Genomic DNA, 16,712 nt, shown 5'->3' on the forward strand with positions numbered 1-16,712 from the left:
TAGCAAGTCGCATATCTTTACATACTTTCTTAACTACCTACTTAGTCTTTTAATTAGTTTTACTAGGAGAAGTACTTTTACTAGGGTTAAGATATTTGAGATGACGCGAACCATAACTCAAGTAACGTCGAGTTAATTCCAACCACACTGGTTTGATTTTTTCTATTTTTTCAGTTTCATTACATCCAGATTTTTCGATAATTTCCAAAGCCTTTTGTTTGAGCTTATCATCAATATCATCAATAATTTTTTCAGCTAGTGATTCCTTTCCTTCGCCCCACTTTTTATCGCGTCCTAACTGGTAACGTAGAAAGTTCTTAATCACTGCAATGCTCCCAGTCGTATCAGCCACATGCATTAAATTTCGATATTGTGAGTCTTCCAACTTACCATAGGATTTTTGATTATTTAATCTTTCCTCAATTGCGATGACTAGATCGTCTTCAGCGTCACGAATCCCTTTCTGGATTTTAAACTCTTTCTGCTGTTCTTCCCAGTTTGTCATACTGCATCCTCACGAAATACTAAATGAAATTCATTGCAAATTTCTACTTGACCAAATCCTTCACTGACACGTTCTCCTACTCCAGTTAGCTCTAAATTAAATAAGGCTTTGTACCATGATTCCAAATTTTCTGTACTAAATAGATAAACTGCGCCTTTATTTGTTATCAATTCTACATCTTTCATGAGTCCCCAAGCATTGTTCCATCCAGAGCGATAATCGTAACTACTATAAGCAGTATGAAGCTTTAATGATTCATCTTTCTTAGTTAGAAATTGTTGGAGCGTATATTGGAGCATTTCAGTGGAGATAACTGTTGTTCGCTGCCAATTTTCTAGCAAAATAGCTTCAGAGTGTAAGTTAATAGTGAAATATTTACGATTCTTACTAAATGGATCGTGTTGGGGTTTTCCAAATACCTCAGACCATTCTTCCAAGCGGTTTTTTAATGCTTCATTAAATTTATCTATTCTTTTTTGAATATCATTGATGACTTGAACTTCTTTAGCTTCGATTCTTACTTTACCCAACCCTCGCGATATTGAACCACCAAGTCGGAATTGTTCTTTGTTATTATTAATAAACTTGTGTAATTTCTTAGCGATCGCATCATTTTTTATGAGAATATAACTGCGATAAACATAGTTCTCCCATTGATAATATTGAGAATTATTGGTTTGTGTATTTTTCTTAGTCTTAAATTCTTCATTTAGAACTTCAATACTATATAAAATGTCTTCCTCTGCTGTAGCGCGGCGACGGTTTATTCCTACCCTTGTTAACAGACGGCTAGTCACTGCATGACTGTAGTAGCTATTGCTGTCTTTGCTGTAGAAGCAGCTAAAAGTCTCCACTCGCGGATCTACCCTATCTTCTATAGCTTTCTTACTACTTGGATCGTAAGGATAATTGAATATATCTGCACAAAACAAGTCAATCAATGTGTCGAACACGCCGTGCTTATTGTCAGTTTTAAACCCTGGATTAGCCTTAGAACTGACTGCTGTTGCTGGTAAAACTCTGATAGGAGTATTCTCGACTTTTTTATAAATACTACCACTTTTTGCGATCGCAGGGTAAGCATTTTGAAAAATTGCTGATTTTTCATCTAAAAACAGCTTTTGGAAATGATTGTTCTCTACCGTAACATCGAGATTTTGCATTTCAATGTCTGGATAGCGAGACAAAATTTGTTTTGCAACTGCACCACGTATTACAGAACCCGGAATATATTTTTCCACCTCGCTAACGGAACCTCCGGGTTTTTCTCTACCGATTGCTAGGGGTGATTGGGCTGTAATTGTTAATTCAATACGTTTCATGGTTCCTCTCGATTCAATGTTGGATTTCGTTCCTCAACCCAACCTACCCTATTTTCACGTTTACCTTTAATCGTCTCTAAGAATTGTTTTGCTGCTAAATTCGACCAAGTACTTTCATCTATGGTAAATTTTGGTAAGTTTTGCCAATGCAACCAGCCCAAACCTGTAGATTTACTTCCTCCTAATGCATAAATATGATGCAAGCCAGAAAAGATTAAAAGCTTTGCTAAATCGGGACAAATAGATGAAAACTTAGGTAGTAAGTGGATTTTACCTTCAAATTTTAGTTGAGCATTTGCAGGAGAAGTTTCTAAGAGATAAAGTTTAGTTTCCTCAGCAGTGCGACGACGACGGTTAATTGTGACTCCCGGACGTAAAACTTCTGGTAATTCATCTGCGGGAACCGAACAGATAAAATCCTCAACAATAACGCGAGATGGTAAAATTGGGTTGCCGAAGATTTGCGATACAATACAGTGAAAGCCTTTATAACCAGTTACCGTGTATATTTCTTGAAAGAGATTCCATTCAAGGTTCTCATCTAAAGGTAAGTTTTCCAAACCATATATTTTCTGGAAACGCTTCTTTAGCTGTTCTTGATTGGGACAAAGCTCTGTTGCGACGGGTGCGTAAAAAATTTCCCATCCCAATGCACTCGCTAATTTTTCACATTCATGACGCAATCTACCTTTGATTTGGGAAGCTGGAATAATTAGCTGTCCTTGAGCATTGCGGACAATGGGTTTATCTGCTAGAGAACCAGAGGAACCACCCGCACCTACACACAAAGCTGTATCAATAATCGCGGTTATCTCCCAAGTGTCGGTTTGATTTGGAGGAATTCCATCAAGGCTAATCATTGTTCTACTCCTTGGATTTCCTCTGGTTCTGGATTGAGATTAGGTAATTCACTTTCCTCTTGTATCGCGACAAATGGATGTAAATCCACCAAGTCACGCCAAATTGTTTCATAAATAGTTTTCTCTGGTTCCGTGGTTGATCCATTGGAATTTTTTGACATCCAGGGTGCGAGGTTACCATTATTACTTTTCGCTTGACACCAAGTCTCTTCAAACATAGTTTTTAGATGCACCTGTTCTTTTTGTTGCAGCCGAACTCGAAAATAACGGTAATTCAGAATAGCCGTGCGCCTACCCCGTTCCAACAAACTACGAATTTGATAAAGTTGCGATTTGGGGAATTTAGCCTTTTTAAGTGCTGCAACAGTTTCCAATAAGCCTTCTAACTCGTAAAGAGTATAAGGTGCAGCATAGAATTTTAGATTTTCTTTTGTTAGTCCTTGTTCGCGAAAATCTTTGATAGTAGACGCAATCATTGTTACAGCTTTTAGTGCTAAGAAATCAACTGTTCCACCGTAATATTTATATTCTCGTTTTAGGTCTTTTGCTAATTTTTTTGATGATTTTAAGAGTTGATTTGTGAGAGATTCTCCGTAATAGATAGGAGTACTTTCAGCAGTAATGAGTACTCCGGCGGACATACTTAACTCACACTGACGATCGCATTTTGGCAGCTTGGTTCCTTGATAGCGGTGAACTTTTTTAGAATCGTAGGATACTTCTAATTGAAAGTCAGGTAACTGGTTTTCAAATTCCTCACTAAGAGTTTTAGCAACATCTAAGGCTTTATCTGCTGGTACAATCAACAGCACATCATCCCCACCAATAGTAATAATTTCAAACGGATAAATCCATTGTTTATTGCGATCGCTAATATCTGAATCTGTCAAATTTTGAAGCTGACGGGGTTGGAGATGTTTTTTTAATGCTATGTAAACAGCCTTTTGGGTTGCATTTAAAACTTGTTGACTAAATATACGATAATCTTGGGGCGTGCGAATTCTGTTGCGGATATAGCCACCCATATTATTACCATCGGCGTAAATATAACCAACAAATCCCTTAACTTTACTCACATTACCAATTTCCCGTAATGATAAAGCTTCTGTAACAGGATTACCATCGGCTGGTTGATAATATTTGTTTTGACATTCCTTATCTAATTCTTGCAAAGAATTTTGAAATCTAGTCACCCAACTAGAAAAATAACCAGGATTCCAGAGTTTCTCTTTACCCGATGATAGACGAACTCCAAAATATTCTCGCTTGTACCATGCGCGTCTTTGGACGGTATCATTTTTACTACGCTGACCAACTATGACTTTACGAGCTAAAGCTGCAGAAAAATTTGGTCTTCCCGGTAAATTCGTCTCTGCTACAGCTGCACGTCTCTCAGTTTCATCCCGTTGTAAATAGGGATGGGTTTCAAACATGGGAGGATAGCAGCGGCTCGGACGTGAATTACGATTAGTATCACCATCAGACGCATCAGAGTGAGTCAGCACAACACTTGGTGTCAAATTACCGTTACGACGGTGGGTAAATTGGTTTGCCAGTTTTCCTACCAGTTCGTTAAAATTCTTGCGTTGCCAAAATTTTATATTTAAATCGTGTTCGTCAGATTGGTCAAAATAAGCTTGGATGATGCGATCGTTATGCTTCTGTTTATATTCTCCCAACCAGAGAGTCTTTTCTATAGGATTTTGCAACAGCCCAAACCGGAATTCTAACAAGCGAAAAGTATCGCCAACTGCACAGGAATTAGCCGTTAAGGTTTCATCGGTATAACGTTTTTCAATAGCGTTAGCTAGTTTATCCACTAAAGCAGCAGGGCAAAAAGCAAGAACGCTACCACCTGTAGAATAAATAATAAGTTCGGGAATCAGTGCTGGAACTAAATCGGCAAAGCCGTTGTTCCGCAACCATTCCTGCATACGTATTGAACGTCTACCTTCACCAAAAAAACCTGGAACATCTTCAAGGTTAATGCGATCGAGTAGTGCAGAGGCTCCTCGTATTTCATGAAGTTTTGCTGCTTCAAAAACATATTGTTTAATTTTCGTTGCACCGCCATAAACCAAACCGATAGGCGTATCTTCTTTCCAAAGGTCTTGATACTTTTGTTCTAATTCTGATAATGTCTCAGGTTTATAGTCTTCATCAATATTATAAAGCTGCTCTGCTAGCATTACGAAATGTTGCATTGTATCCGGTATCACTTGCTTGCGAGCGCTCTCATCTTTCCTTTCATCAATTAATGTTTGTCGCATTTTTTTCATTGCACTGAGTTCGTCCTGACTCAACTTATGCTTTTTACCCCAAGCAAGACACCAGGCAAAAGCAGATACTGTGCGCGTGCGAGAGTCGTTTGTCATTAGGTCAAATCAAAGCTTTTAGTGATTAGTACTTACCTATCGGCAAATGGTTTTCTACCAACAGATCTTTAGGAAAGTACTGGCTTGCGCTCGTCAAGCTTACTAAATACTATTTCATACTGAGTTGCTAAAAAAAAGAAAATTTTTCAGTATTTTTGTGTTGGGCTGACTTGTGTACTTGTGTAAATGCGATCGTTGTGTTGTATCAAGGCAGTAAACAATTCAAAAAGAACAAATCGTCAAATCATGAAGATGTCAATGATGTCTGAAATTAAAATATTAGTATAAAAACATACTTAATTTGATGTTTTAAATAAGATAGATTTGACAACAAAATTGGATGATTGCCAATTATAAGAAATCAACACAAGACCTCTAACAACGAAACACCGTACCTATTAGTGGATGTAGCCAAATACTTTTTCTACTGAACTTTGCGGAATTGCATTAAAGAATTTTGTAGTCCTTAACAGTTATCAAACAATCACAGGTACAAACTTATGCAAGTTTTAAGTACTTCTAGTAATTCTTTAACTAACTCACAATTAACAATATTGTCAGATAAATTTATAAAAAAAATAAAATTGCTTAAACCTAAACTCCATATGCTGTAGATAAATAAATTCAATAAAAAGTGTAATCGATCGCTTGCACAATAGATTAAGGACTAGCTGATTTCAGTACTTAAACAAGAGTTAAAACTCATTTTTTTATGAAGTTAATTAGCTAAGTTAATTTTCATAATTTAACAAGAGTATGGAGTCTTAACTCTCGATCGATACTTTCATTACACAAATAACTACATTTTGATTCACGAGGCGAAATATGAAACTTTACTATCGCGGTCTCAGCTACGAATTAAATTCCTCAAAAATTGCCAGCAGAACAACAGAAAAACCTTTTCAACCAGCACCTATGGTTAGCTCAGCTTATAATTTGATTTATCGTGGTGTTACTTATCGTGTTAATCCCAATGCCAAGCCTGTAGAAGTTCCTTTACCACCAGCAACTTATAAATTGAGCTATCGAGGAATTAACTACTTGGTAAATAGAAATGCACGGGGAGAAGTTACCTTAATTAATCAATCGATAAATTCGTTACAAGTTGATACACAGTCGCCGCTGACTGAATTTTAGATTTGAAATTTTGAATCTTCAATCCAAAATTTCAAATCTAAACCAGTCTGTACCGTTAATTAAAATCTAAGCATATCTAGGCATTGCTTGATATTTAGTGGATTCAGGTTACAGTTAACTAAGGCTCAAGCATCGCTGAAGTACCAGCCTGTAATTTCTGTAAAAGCTGAATCAGAGTTTTCTTTTCGTCATTATTTAGATGTGCCATCAATCCAGTTGTGCGACAGAAGTGATCGGGTAGCATTTGAGCCATGAGCGTATGCCCTTTGTCTGTAAGGTGAACGCTTAACATCCTGCGGTCATTGGGACATGGTTGTCGTTCTACTAATCCGTCCCTTTCTAGTCCGTCTAACAGTCCTGTAATAGTAGCACGAGTGACTCCAGAACGTTCTGCACATTCAGAGGGTGTTAGTCCTTGTTCATTTGCCTGCAACAGTTGCATTAACAGCGTAAATTTGCCCATTGATAAACCATAGCGAGCAAAATGCGTCTCTAACGCCACTTGTACATCTACGGTTGCTCGCAAAAATGCCAAACACGCTTCCACAGAAGCAACATCTAGCTCAGAATAACGTTGGGCAAGATTTTGTAAGGTAGAAAGATCGACAACGCGATCGACAAAGGAACGCACAATAGCCACAATCTCAATTATTCCATTAGGCGACTAACTATAGAGTAGCGCATTCAGGGTTCTAAGCGGTCATTAACCAAAAGACTGGGGATATTAATTGTAAAGACGCGTCACGGCACGTCTCTACGCCTACAGTATCTCAAGCGAGTTACACTACTTTGAAAAACTAGATTTCGTACCTCTTCTTGAAGACAGTACCGAAGTTCTAGGACTAAAGCACCAGATAAAATTAGAGATACAGTACCATGTGAATTGAATGGGGATTTCATACGATGAAAATATGGAACACAAAAAGAGGTTCCTTGTAAAAATGTCCCAAAATACCCATGAAATTCAAGTTTCTATCGCTAATAATTCTTTCTACAGCAGTTATTATGACAACTGCGTCTGCAATACAGGCACAATTCCCCCCAAGCCAAGGACAATTTCCCGGAAGACAAGGTTTTCCCGCCAACGAACAAGGACCGCCAGAGTTTCAAGAGCTTAACCTTAGCGACGACCAAAAGGACAAATTGAAAGAAATTCAAGAAGATTCTCGCGCTCAAATCGAGGAAATTCTAACAGATGAACAACGCAATACCGTACAAAAAGCCGTTCAAGCAGGTAAAAAACCACCAGAAGCAATACGGTCAATAAATTTATCTGACGAGCAAAAACAAAAAATGCAGGAAGTCATGGAATCAGAAAAACAAAAAATCTCTGAAGTTCTGACTAGCGAACAACAAGAAAAACTACGCAATCGTATAGAAAAAATGCAAAATAACCGTTCTCCCAGAAGTTAAAAACCAAGAAGCATTCGATAGCTTTCCTCTCATTTATGCTTCAAGAACGTTGGAAAAATGAGTCAAATTCTCCCCCTCCACCCCTCAAGATTAAATGCCTCATCTCTTACATCTGTAAATAGCAAATATTGCTAAAATTATTAGCAAATAGGGCTTCTCAGACTTAAAAAGAGTTTAAAAAACTCAGATCCCCGATTCTTAAAAATTGGGGATCTTGTTCCTTAGAAAATGATTTATGACTGCTTTTTAACGAAGTTTGTTAGGATTCAAGCGAGTTCCATTTTGAGGTTTAGATTGTGAGTTAGGAAGCTTAACACCATTACTGAGTTTAGTTCCGGTACCTCCATCAGCAGGAGAGAGGAAAGGCTTTAGATTGATAGGTGCTTTTGATGAAGATGCAGTAGGTTTTTTAACACCAAAGATTTGACCTATATTGCTGAGATCGCCGCCACGACCTGTGAAGGTATTGACAGCAGTCGTTTGATTGCCGTTATCAGCAGTTAGGAGGTTCTGGAAGATGCCATTGCGGACAACATCGGGATCTTGACCGCGAGGTACTGTCAGTACAATTCGACAACTGGGTCTAGCATCGGTGGTCACACAAACAGTGTTTTCTCCGTTCTCTACTGCTGACTTAAGTTCTACCAAGCCATCAGGACGGTAAGATTCCAAACGTCTGGCAATTTCGTTGCAGCGCTGTTCTGCATTCCAACCGCCGCCTAAAGTTTTGGGAGTTGCCCAAGGAAAGTATTCACCAGGAAAAGCTTCTGGATTGTACATCACAGTATAATTACCGTTATGGTAGCGACAGCTAAAACGTACACCGCGATCGCTAGTTGTTGATGTACTTGTCGTTGAACTACCCGTTCCCGTGCTTGGTGTCACCGAACCATTACCCGGTTCTACTGGTACAACGACATCACCACTGCGGGATTGGGCAAATGCGGTTGAAGGGTTTAAGAGCAAAGATAAACCAAGACCGCTAAAAAATAAAATCTTTAGAGATTGGGATAACATATTACGTTGGTTCAGAGTAGGGACTTGATACTTTCATTGACGATCAAATGTGTCATTTTGATTCATCAATCCTGTCTTTTTTTTTCCGAAGACGTTCTTTTTTTTCTTTTTGCTCTTTGAGTATCTGTTTTGCCTTTTGCTGAATGTCCAGGTGATGCGCTACCCCCTCATAGGTGTAACGGTTATATTGATTTTGTGAAATCAGGTTTTCTAAATAGCGAACTCGCTCGTTACCGCCTGGGTGAGAAGATAACCACTGGGGAGGTTTGTATTTTTGCTCTTTATCCAGTGTCACCATTAAGTTCCTCAAACCATCAGCAGCATATCCTGATGCAACAATGAGACGCGTACCAAGAGTATCTGCTTGGCGTTCCATATCCCGACTGTAACTCATGGTAAATAGTTGCCCGAGAGTACCGCCATAGGGAATATATTGAGTTAAATTGCCAATGAGGTTTCCTTGAGTGGCAAGTTGAAAACCGTGGGAAAGAACAACATGGGAGAGTTCGTGACCGATCAATCCAGCTAATTCTGCTTCTGATTTGGTTTTAGCGATCGCACCTGCATGAATAAACACCTTACCACCAGGGAGTGCAAAAGCGTTCAAACTTTCTTCAGGTAAAACAAAAAACTCGTATTTAAAGTCATTCCGTCCGGAAACCTTGGCAAGCTTTTGACCGATTTCATCCACATATCCTAAAATTGCCGGATCTTTAACCAAATCCATTTGCTTTCGCGCCTGCTTTGCCACTGACTCGCCGACAGATTTTTCGCCGCGCATGAGCATGATGGTAGAATCAAGAGCAGTAAACGGACCGAGAAGACTACCCGTTACGGCATAACCCAAGGCTCCAGTGATGATATTGGCAATTGTGTTTCCTCTCACTTTTGCCCTAATATGTGATTTGTAACGCTTGAGATGTGTCTCCGCTAGTTCTGTAAACTCAGGCGCTTGGGGATTATTTGGATTCAACAGAGCAAATTGACGTGCGGCTAAGGAAGCTTCCATCCATTTTCTAGCTTCTGCAAGTGCAGCAACTCTTGCTCTAATCAAATCCGGTTGATTGGGATAGAGCGTCGCCGCACGTTCCAAGACATCCAATGCTTTTTTCTCTTGGTTGTCCTTTTTAAGGACTTCAGCATATTTGATGTGACCGGGAATAAATTCGGGATACTGCTGAACCAAAAGCTCCAACGGTACCATAGTTCTGGTGTACAACTGACTGGCAATTCCCGCTTCTGCTTCCCGCCAGTAAACTTTACCCCCAGGAGATAATTGTGCGGGGTCAACAATTGCTTCTTTGCGCTGTTGAGCCTCGGAGGATTTGGCAAAAGGTTCTTTTGCTTCACGATAAAGTTTTTCTGCAGCAGCAATTTGTCCCGATTGGTAAAGCTTATCCGCTTCTATCAGTTTTTGCTGACGCGCAACTTCTTCAGGGGTGGGTGCAGGTTCTGCGGCTGACTCAGACTTTTTGTCCTCTGAGGGTGTTGGTTCCTTGGAATCCGTTGGTTTCTTTGGATCGGTTGCTTCTGGCGAGGGCGTTGGTTGTGTTGGCTCAGTTGGCTTCTTCGTCTCCGTTGCTGTTGGGACAACGACAGGCTTATTTGTCTCCGTCCCCTCTGGAATGACGACTGGGGACTGATTTGGAGTAGGGGTCTTAGTCGTTTCAGTAGTAGACGCTGCGGGTTCTTTTGCAGGTGAGATTAGGGGATGGGTGAGGATAATGACAATAGATGTTCCTATGGAAAGTAGTACCCAACTAGCTGATAGTAGCAGTGACTTCCATCTGCGTTTCATGGTCGATCCAACCTATGCAAAAAGCTCTTTATTAACTGTATGAGCAATTGCTTAAATAAGCACAGGGTAATGCCGTTTCTTTTTCAAGGTTTATGGCGATCGCGCCTTTTTTTAACTAATCTTCATAATTGGGCAGTCTAGCTTATGAATTGCGATCGCTTGAGTTTGACAAGCTCCCCAACTTCTTGTGAGATAAATGCTGAAATTAGGACGCTTCGATCGAAAGCACCCTTCCTAAAACCTGACGATCGCTGGAATTTTACTGTTGAACGTGTTTTCTGACAGTTTCTACATCCAACTTTAAACGTTCAGCCGTCTGCTCAATCGTTAACCCCAGATCTAATAAGACTGGTATCATTTCTATCTTATTTTTCTGTATACCTTCTTGTATACCTTCTTGTATACCTTCTTGTATACCTTCTTGTTTTGCTTCTTGGTAAACTCTGGTATTTTTCAATGACTCTAAACCCAGCATAGCTGCTATTTCCTCCAGACTCAAGTTAGTAAACTTGTCAATAACCACTGTTTGAATAAATTCTAAAACTTTTTCCTTCAAGATGGCACTAGTTAACTCTTGTTCGGCTTGACTCATGAGTTGTCTGGCAAGTTCTCCAGTTTTTTCTGGAGTTTTCTTTTCCACTATTAACCGCATGACTCCCACAGCCAATGATTGATTGGGAGTTTTCGCCAACTCATCAAGATAGAAGCAAAGTAAGTGCTGTTTAAAAAAACTTAAATATTCTGGAAAGTTTCCTTCATGACTTTTCTTATTATAAATAATGACAGCGTACCATTGCTTATTAGGTGGTTGATATTGGGTTAAATAAAGAATGACTTTTGCAACAAACTGGTTGTAGAAATTATCATCTTTATAAGACTGTGCCTCAATAAAATAGATGGGTTCATCTGGATAAGTATCGGGAGTTGAAAGCAGCCCATCTAAACGAAATCCTCTTTGTTTAATTTCTTGGGCGCTAAATTTGTAAATACTTGGGTCTTTTTCCGAACTGCCAATTAATTCAAAAAATAACTCCGGAATTTCTTTAAAGATTTCATAGAAGAGTGGATCTGCTGTCATTTCTAAGCCTTCATCACTGCATCCAACAACTTACCAGCACCAAAACGAACGGGATCTGTACAGGGAAGATGAGTTTCTGCTTCCACAGATGCGATCGCGTCTTTAGCTGCGGGCTCATCCAAATGTCTAGTATTTAGGGCAATCCCTGCAACAGGTACGGCTGCAAAAGCGCCTCCTGCACGGGCGACAGTCTCATACAGCCGAACAACTTCTGGTAGGGGTGGAATAAACACGCCACCACTAGATACCTCAGTTTGTCCCGCACGATGGACTAATATCATTTGCGTCGGTTGCGAACCACGTATTAAGGGCAAAGTTGCTGTAGAACCAGGGTGCAGCAGCGAACCTTGTCCTTCAATATGTAAAATGTCGTAATTTTGACCGTAACGCACAACCATTTGTTCCACCGCACCAGCAGCATAATCCACCCTCACGGCATCTAGCGGTACCCCATCTCCTTCCAACATTAAACCTGTTTGCCCTGTTGCCAAAAATTTAGAACGCAATCCTCGCAGTCGTGACGCCCAGTTTAACTCCAAACTTGTTGACATCTTACCTACGGCCATATCGGTTCCCACAGTCAAGACCCGACGACAGGGTAAAGTTCGTGCTATTCCAGAAGCTACGCCCAGATTGGGTGGTTCTTTCCGTACATCCCAGATGACTTGTCCCGGTTTTAGCAATGCCTTTAACTCTGTCATTGTTGACAGTGGCGTGTGCAAACCGTTCACTATTGACATTCCAGCGATGACAGCATCTTTGATTTCATGCCAATAATCATCCGGTACAGTCCCTCCTTTAGGGGCGATACCAATAACCAAAACTTGCGGTTTGTACTCCAGCGATTCTGCTACCGATGAGACTATCGGTACATCACGCTTGATACCCGTTAACTCCAACAAAGATTTACCCGCACATTGGCGGTCAATCGCTGCTACTATCGAGGCTTCACTATAGCGTAAAAGTGCGAGCCCGGTTTTGCCTTGCCTTCCTTGGATTCCTTCGTGCAATAAAATTGCAACTCTTTGATTAAGCGCCAGACGCACTGCGTTGTACCCCCAACCCTGGTAAATCGTTTGGTAACACTCTCCCCCCTTGCAAGATTGCGCCTGTAAAGGGGTCATCTATAAGATTGAGATGACTGTCTAAGTCCAGATAGTCAGCCAATGGAGCAAGCTGTAGCGCTGCTGTATTGGCTAGCGTGCTGTCGGAATAGCAACCAAACATCACTTGCAACCCATGCGCCCGTGCTGTATGTACCATCCGCATTGCTTCTGTCAAGCCTCCAGACTTCATCAATTTGATATTAATTCCATCTACGTAGTTTGCTAATTTGGGAATATCCGAACTCGTGAAGCAACTTTCATCAACAAAGATAGGTAGAGAAGTTTGCTTCTTGAGGTTGCCTAACCTTTCTTCCTGACCTTTTTGCAGCGGTTGCTCTACATACTTTATACCCACTTCCGCCAACCAATTGCACATTTGTACTGCATCTTCCAAACTCCAACCCCCATTCGCATCAACGTACAATTCTCGATCTGGTGCTTCCTCTCGCACTGCTAATAACATTTTTCTATCTGCCGCAATACCATCCGGATTTCCCAACTTTACCTTAAAAACACGGACATCAGTAAATTGCAACCAATCTCGCGCCCTAGCCCTTGCGCCTTCAGGAGAGTTAATACCAATAGTGACTGATGTATGTACAATATAACTGCGATCGAGTCCCCATAATTGCCATAGAGGTAGCCCCACTTGTTTTCCCAACCAATCATGCATGGCTATATCTAACCCTGCTTTGGCAGATGAAGGAATGCGCGATTGATTCAACACCGCATCAATTGCTTGCTTTTGCAAGGGGCTAAATTTTTGTAAAACAGGTAAAACTTGCAGTAAAGCGTTCTTGATGATCTCTGTTGATTGTGGAGACGTCCCGACACCAAAAGGCGATGCTTCTCCCCACCCTTCTATACCATCGTGCAAAATCTTTACCCATAAATTTGTTGTCTTTGCCGTTGTACCGCGACTGATAGTTAAAGGAAAGCGCTTGTTTACAGTGAATGTCTCTACTTCTATTTGCATAATTTTATTAAGAAAGGCAGAGGGCAAATGACAGATGGCAGAAGGGAACACTGGCTTCTGAGCGATCGCATGACTGCCGTGTTCAATTGAAAGATAAAGTGTGAAGGATAAGGTATAAAATATTTCATGTTTTCTTCTTCATTCTTTATCCTGAATATCTATGACCAACTTACAAAAATGGAAAATTTTGCACTCAACAATGGTTTTAGACCATTATTGGTGTAAAGTCAGGCAAGATAAGCTACAGTTACCTAATGGTAAAATTATAGACGATTATTTTGTTAATTTGAAACAGGAAGTTGCTCTGATATTACCCATTACTAGCAACAGGGAAATTATTTTTGTCCGTCAATACAGGCATGCAGTGGGTGAGTTTTTCATTGAACTTCCTGCAGGAAGTTTTGACCCAGCACAAGAAAGTGCTGAAACAGCAGCCATCAGAGAACTTCAAGAAGAAACGGGTTATTTTGCCCAACGAGTCACCAAGATATCAACACTTTACGATAAACCTAGCAAAGATACCAATCAAATACATTTATTTTTAGCAGAAAATGTCACAAAAGTGGGAAGCCAAAATTTAGATATTACAGAAGAAATTGAAGTTCTTTTAATTCCTACAGAATCAGTCAGAGAAAAAATTATTCGAGGAGAAATTTGTGTTGCTGGAACTGTTGCGGCTTTGTGCTTGGGGTTAAATTTTTTGAAATACTAAATCCGCTTTTCTAACCCCTTCTTGCCTTAAAGGGTGTTTGAAAAATCCTGGGGTGTAAGCTAGCTGTGCTGACTTGAATTTTCTCATGTTGACCGAGCGGGAGAGAGGGGAACCAGAGAGTAGGTTTTGACTCATTTTTCCCAAGCCTGAGAATCGGCAAATTATATGCACAACAGCTTATAAAACTTGGATTTGGGAATAATTCTCCCGTCCCAAATCCAATCACTCATACATTATTTGCAAAATCAATGCAAAATCCAAAATCTAAAATTCATCTTGCCCACTGTTGCAAAATATAAGAGTAAAAAGCCTCTTTATCTACTTCATCCATTGCGTAAATCTTACGGCCTCCAGAAACTACCTTAGTACGTCCCTGACTCAAACCCACTGTCACAATTTCTGTTTCCCACTCCCGCAGTTCGTAAAATTCTGGGTGAGCCAGGTAAGCTGTGGCTAGCACATCCCAAAAATAATAATCCTGGGGAATGACGAGTGCGTAACATTGTCCCGCCAAATCGGATACGGGGTGTTGTCTTTGTTTCCCCATCTTGTAGACTATGTCCGATGTTACGGGTACGTCGTTGGTTAAATCTAGGGGACATATGATAATTTCAATTTGCGATCGCCACACTCTGGCAACAGAAATCGGGTCCCAGTAGGCATTCCATTCGGCAGAACCATCTTGTCCCGGTTCCCAATTTTTTTCCACATTTCCAGAAACATTCAGCGCACCTCCCATCCAAACAATACGTTGAATTTTTGCCTCCACTTCTGGTGCTGTATCGAGTGCATGAGCTACATTCGTTAAAGGACCAGTGACCATTAACGTGACAGGTTCGGAAGACTCTCGCAGCATCCGTATCATAAAATCTTGACCGGATTCTGCTAGTAAGGGTGTAGAAATAGTTTCGTTTTGATTGAGGATTGGAAAATGGTCAACAATAAATGAATCGCGGCGATAGAGACGGGGAAAAGGATTGATACCACGTACAGTGCTTTCAGCAACGGGAACGTGAGAGCATCCCATGAGATCTAGAATTTTACGCGTAGCACTGACAGCCGGTTCCGCGTAGCAATCGGCTGGAGTAACAACGATGCCAAGAGGCTGCACGTTATCCATCGTCATGAGCAACATAGTTGCTAAATAATCATCTACACCACCATCGTGATCCATTAATACGAGCATAATGTTAATTGCTAATTGCTAATGGCTAATTGCTAATTGCTAATTGTATTAACTATTAGCCATTAGCCATTAGCCCTTCGGGTATTTCCTTACGGAGACGCTGTGTGCAAGGCACACACTCCGCGTTGCCTTCTGCTATGCCCGCAAGAGCTGGACTCACCATCAGCCATCAGCCATCAGCCATCAGCCATTAGCCATTAGCCATCAGCCATTAGCTATTAGCCATTAAAAAAGTATCAAACGTTATTTTATCGGGAAGTGAAGGCTGTGCGCCCGGTTTTGTGGCGGCGATCGCACCTGCGGCTGCACCCCAAATCACTGCTTGATGTAAGGAAAGCCCTTGGTGAAGTGCTGCGGCTAAACCACCATTGAATGCATCCCCTGCAGCAGTTGTGTCAACGGTGCGGACTGGAAATGCAGGTACGAAAAAGGTTGTTTGTGCTGTTGCACAAACGACTCCCTTAGAACCTAGTTTCACAATGGCATTTTTGACTCCCCATTGTCGCAACACTGTAGCTGCTTTTCTTGCTGAGTCTTCCCCATCTACGGGAAAACCTACGAGTTGTCCTGCTTCGACTTCATTGGGTGTAATGATATCTACAAATGGATAAAGTTCTTTTGGTACATCTTTGTTCGCAGGTGCTGGATCGAGTATCACTGTCACTCCCGCCGCTTGTGCTGCTCGGGCGGCTAAAACAACAGTCGGTATGGGAATTTCAAATTGTAATAGCAGTGCTGTTGCTTCCGGTAACAAGTGCGATAACCGTTTTATATCTTCCTCATTTACGTGTCCGTTGGCACCGGGAATCACAATAATTTGATTTTCACCCCTTATATCTACAGCAATAATGGCAACCCCAGAACTGACCGTTTCATCAACGAATATATTCTCTGTTTGCACTCCAGATTCTTGCAAACTACTTACGAGTTCCTCACCAAAACTATCTCCTCCTACACGCCCTACCATATGAGTAGGAATTCCCAATCTTGCTAATGCAACGGCTTGATTTGCGCCTTTACCACCTGGTGCCTTAAAAAAATTCTGTCCCAACAGCGTTTCTCCGGCAACTGGTAAGCGAGGTGCTGTTGCGACTAAGTCTATATTGATGCTGCCAAGTACGATAATGCTCATAATTTCGATTTTTAGTGATTTTTGAGGAGTATCATGAATTTAAATGTTTTGCCTGTATACGGATAATTATTAATTTTTGTTAAATATAAAGTTTT

At 40.7% G+C, this 16,712-nt stretch carries 15 protein-coding genes; 3 read left to right on the forward strand and 12 right to left on the reverse strand.

Features of this window, described 5'->3' with window-relative positions; all coding sequences use genetic code 11:
* Positions 1 to 49: 49 nt before the first annotated feature.
* Genes AB0756_RS29665 through cas10 form a run of 4 tightly spaced genes read right to left on the reverse strand, consistent with a single transcriptional unit; the run spans position 50 to position 5,062 of the window.
* Positions 50 to 505, reverse strand: coding sequence for a hypothetical protein (locus AB0756_RS29665; RefSeq protein WP_038076073.1), 456 nt, complete (start codon positions 503 to 505; stop codon positions 50 to 52).
* Positions 502 to 1,827, reverse strand: a complete 1,326-nt coding sequence (gene csx10 / locus AB0756_RS29670) for a type III-D CRISPR-associated RAMP protein Csx10 (protein ID WP_050046749.1) — start codon at positions 1,825 to 1,827, stop codon at positions 502 to 504. The genes AB0756_RS29665 and csx10 overlap by 4 nt, the downstream gene beginning before the upstream one ends.
* A complete protein-coding gene (locus AB0756_RS29675; RefSeq protein WP_063779572.1) occupies positions 1,824 to 2,687 on the reverse strand; it encodes an RAMP superfamily CRISPR-associated protein in 864 nt (287 codons plus the stop codon). Before AB0756_RS29675 ends, csx10 begins: the two co-directional genes overlap by 4 nt.
* Positions 2,684 to 5,062 (reverse strand): type III-B CRISPR-associated protein Cas10/Cmr2, encoded by a 2,379-nt coding sequence (gene cas10 / locus AB0756_RS29680; protein ID WP_038076070.1) that lies wholly within the window; start codon positions 5,060 to 5,062, stop codon positions 2,684 to 2,686. The genes AB0756_RS29675 and cas10 overlap by 4 nt, the downstream gene beginning before the upstream one ends.
* 825 nt (positions 5,063 to 5,887) lie before the next feature.
* Between cas10 and AB0756_RS29685 the strand changes: the two genes are divergently transcribed.
* Positions 5,888 to 6,199 (forward strand): DUF4278 domain-containing protein, encoded by a 312-nt coding sequence (locus AB0756_RS29685; RefSeq protein WP_038076067.1) that lies wholly within the window; start codon positions 5,888 to 5,890, stop codon positions 6,197 to 6,199.
* Positions 6,200 to 6,317: 118 nt separating this feature from the next.
* Here the strand turns inward: AB0756_RS29685 and AB0756_RS29690 are convergent, their stop codons facing one another.
* Entirely contained in the window at positions 6,318 to 6,839 is a 522-nt protein-coding gene (locus AB0756_RS29690) for a MarR family winged helix-turn-helix transcriptional regulator (protein ID WP_038076064.1), read from the reverse strand.
* 317 nt (positions 6,840 to 7,156) lie between these two features.
* On the opposite strand from AB0756_RS29690, the gene AB0756_RS29695 reads away from it, so the two are divergent.
* Positions 7,157 to 7,612: a Spy/CpxP family protein refolding chaperone gene (locus AB0756_RS29695; protein WP_038076060.1), complete on the forward strand. Its 456-nt coding sequence runs from the start codon at positions 7,157 to 7,159 to the stop codon at positions 7,610 to 7,612.
* Positions 7,613 to 7,858: 246 nt separating this feature from the next.
* Here the strand turns inward: AB0756_RS29695 and AB0756_RS29700 are convergent, their stop codons facing one another.
* From AB0756_RS29700 to AB0756_RS29720, 5 genes are all read right to left on the reverse strand, one after another.
* Positions 7,859 to 8,629, reverse strand: a complete 771-nt coding sequence (locus tag AB0756_RS29700) for a COP23 domain-containing protein (protein ID WP_038076057.1) — start codon at positions 8,627 to 8,629, stop codon at positions 7,859 to 7,861.
* Positions 8,630 to 8,681: 52 nt separating this feature from the next.
* The gene (locus tag AB0756_RS29705; RefSeq protein WP_038076054.1) at positions 8,682 to 10,427 is read right to left on the reverse strand and encodes a M48 family metalloprotease; all 1,746 of its coding nucleotides are present in this window, start codon (positions 10,425 to 10,427) and stop codon (positions 8,682 to 8,684) included.
* A gap of 259 nt (positions 10,428 to 10,686) precedes the next feature.
* Positions 10,687 to 11,505: an Rpn family recombination-promoting nuclease/putative transposase gene (locus AB0756_RS29710; RefSeq protein WP_038076052.1), complete on the reverse strand. Its 819-nt coding sequence runs from the start codon at positions 11,503 to 11,505 to the stop codon at positions 10,687 to 10,689.
* A 2-nt stretch (positions 11,506 to 11,507) separates the two neighbouring features.
* The gene (locus AB0756_RS29715) at positions 11,508 to 12,551 is read right to left on the reverse strand and encodes a DUF1611 domain-containing protein (protein ID WP_038076049.1); all 1,044 of its coding nucleotides are present in this window, start codon (positions 12,549 to 12,551) and stop codon (positions 11,508 to 11,510) included.
* Positions 12,535 to 13,587 (reverse strand): dipeptide epimerase, encoded by a 1,053-nt coding sequence (locus AB0756_RS29720; protein ID WP_038076046.1) that lies wholly within the window; start codon positions 13,585 to 13,587, stop codon positions 12,535 to 12,537. The genes AB0756_RS29715 and AB0756_RS29720 overlap by 17 nt, the downstream gene beginning before the upstream one ends.
* A 160-nt stretch (positions 13,588 to 13,747) precedes the next feature.
* On the opposite strand from AB0756_RS29720, the gene AB0756_RS29725 reads away from it, so the two are divergent.
* Entirely contained in the window at positions 13,748 to 14,299 is a 552-nt protein-coding gene (locus AB0756_RS29725; protein ID WP_038076043.1) for an NUDIX hydrolase, read from the forward strand.
* A 271-nt stretch (positions 14,300 to 14,570) separates the two neighbouring features.
* On the opposite strand, the gene AB0756_RS29730 is transcribed toward AB0756_RS29725, so the two are convergent.
* Both AB0756_RS29730 and rbsK read right to left on the reverse strand, forming a co-directional pair.
* A complete protein-coding gene (locus tag AB0756_RS29730) occupies positions 14,571 to 15,494 on the reverse strand; it encodes a nucleoside hydrolase (RefSeq protein WP_038076041.1) in 924 nt (307 codons plus the stop codon).
* Between the two features lie 202 nt (positions 15,495 to 15,696).
* Entirely contained in the window at positions 15,697 to 16,617 is a 921-nt protein-coding gene (rbsK, locus tag AB0756_RS29735) for a ribokinase (RefSeq protein ID WP_038076038.1), read from the reverse strand.
* Positions 16,618 to 16,712 lie beyond the last annotated feature (95 nt).

This window comes from Tolypothrix campylonemoides VB511288_2, from assembly GCF_045999855.1.
In the GTDB taxonomy this organism is placed as follows: Bacteria; Cyanobacteriota; Cyanobacteriia; order Cyanobacteriales; family Nostocaceae; genus Scytonema; species Scytonema bouteillei_A.

What these genes read in the sequence shown, in the direction of transcription:
- AB0756_RS29665 (WP_038076073.1), bottom strand. Translation starts at nt 505, where the DNA reads ATGACAAACTGGGAAGAACAGCAGAAAGAGTTTAAAATCCAGAAAGGG.
- csx10 (WP_050046749.1), bottom strand. Translation starts at nt 1,827, where the DNA reads ATGAAACGTATTGAATTAACAATTACAGCCCAATCACCCCTAGCAATC.
- AB0756_RS29675 (WP_063779572.1), bottom strand. Translation starts at nt 2,687, where the DNA reads ATGATTAGCCTTGATGGAATTCCTCCAAATCAAACCGACACTTGGGAG.
- cas10 (WP_038076070.1), bottom strand. Translation starts at nt 5,062, where the DNA reads ATGACAAACGACTCTCGCACGCGCACAGTATCTGCTTTTGCCTGGTGT.
- AB0756_RS29685 (WP_038076067.1), top strand. Translation starts at nt 5,888, where the DNA reads ATGAAACTTTACTATCGCGGTCTCAGCTACGAATTAAATTCCTCAAAA.
- AB0756_RS29695 (WP_038076060.1), top strand. Translation starts at nt 7,157, where the DNA reads ATGAAATTCAAGTTTCTATCGCTAATAATTCTTTCTACAGCAGTTATT.
- AB0756_RS29700 (WP_038076057.1), bottom strand. Translation starts at nt 8,629, where the DNA reads ATGTTATCCCAATCTCTAAAGATTTTATTTTTTAGCGGTCTTGGTTTA.
- AB0756_RS29705 (WP_038076054.1), bottom strand. Translation starts at nt 10,427, where the DNA reads ATGAAACGCAGATGGAAGTCACTGCTACTATCAGCTAGTTGGGTACTA.
- AB0756_RS29710 (WP_038076052.1), bottom strand. Translation starts at nt 11,505, where the DNA reads ATGACAGCAGATCCACTCTTCTATGAAATCTTTAAAGAAATTCCGGAG.
- AB0756_RS29720 (WP_038076046.1), bottom strand. Translation starts at nt 13,587, where the DNA reads ATGCAAATAGAAGTAGAGACATTCACTGTAAACAAGCGCTTTCCTTTA.
- AB0756_RS29725 (WP_038076043.1), top strand. Translation starts at nt 13,748, where the DNA reads ATGACCAACTTACAAAAATGGAAAATTTTGCACTCAACAATGGTTTTA.
- rbsK (WP_038076038.1), bottom strand. Translation starts at nt 16,617, where the DNA reads ATGAGCATTATCGTACTTGGCAGCATCAATATAGACTTAGTCGCAACA.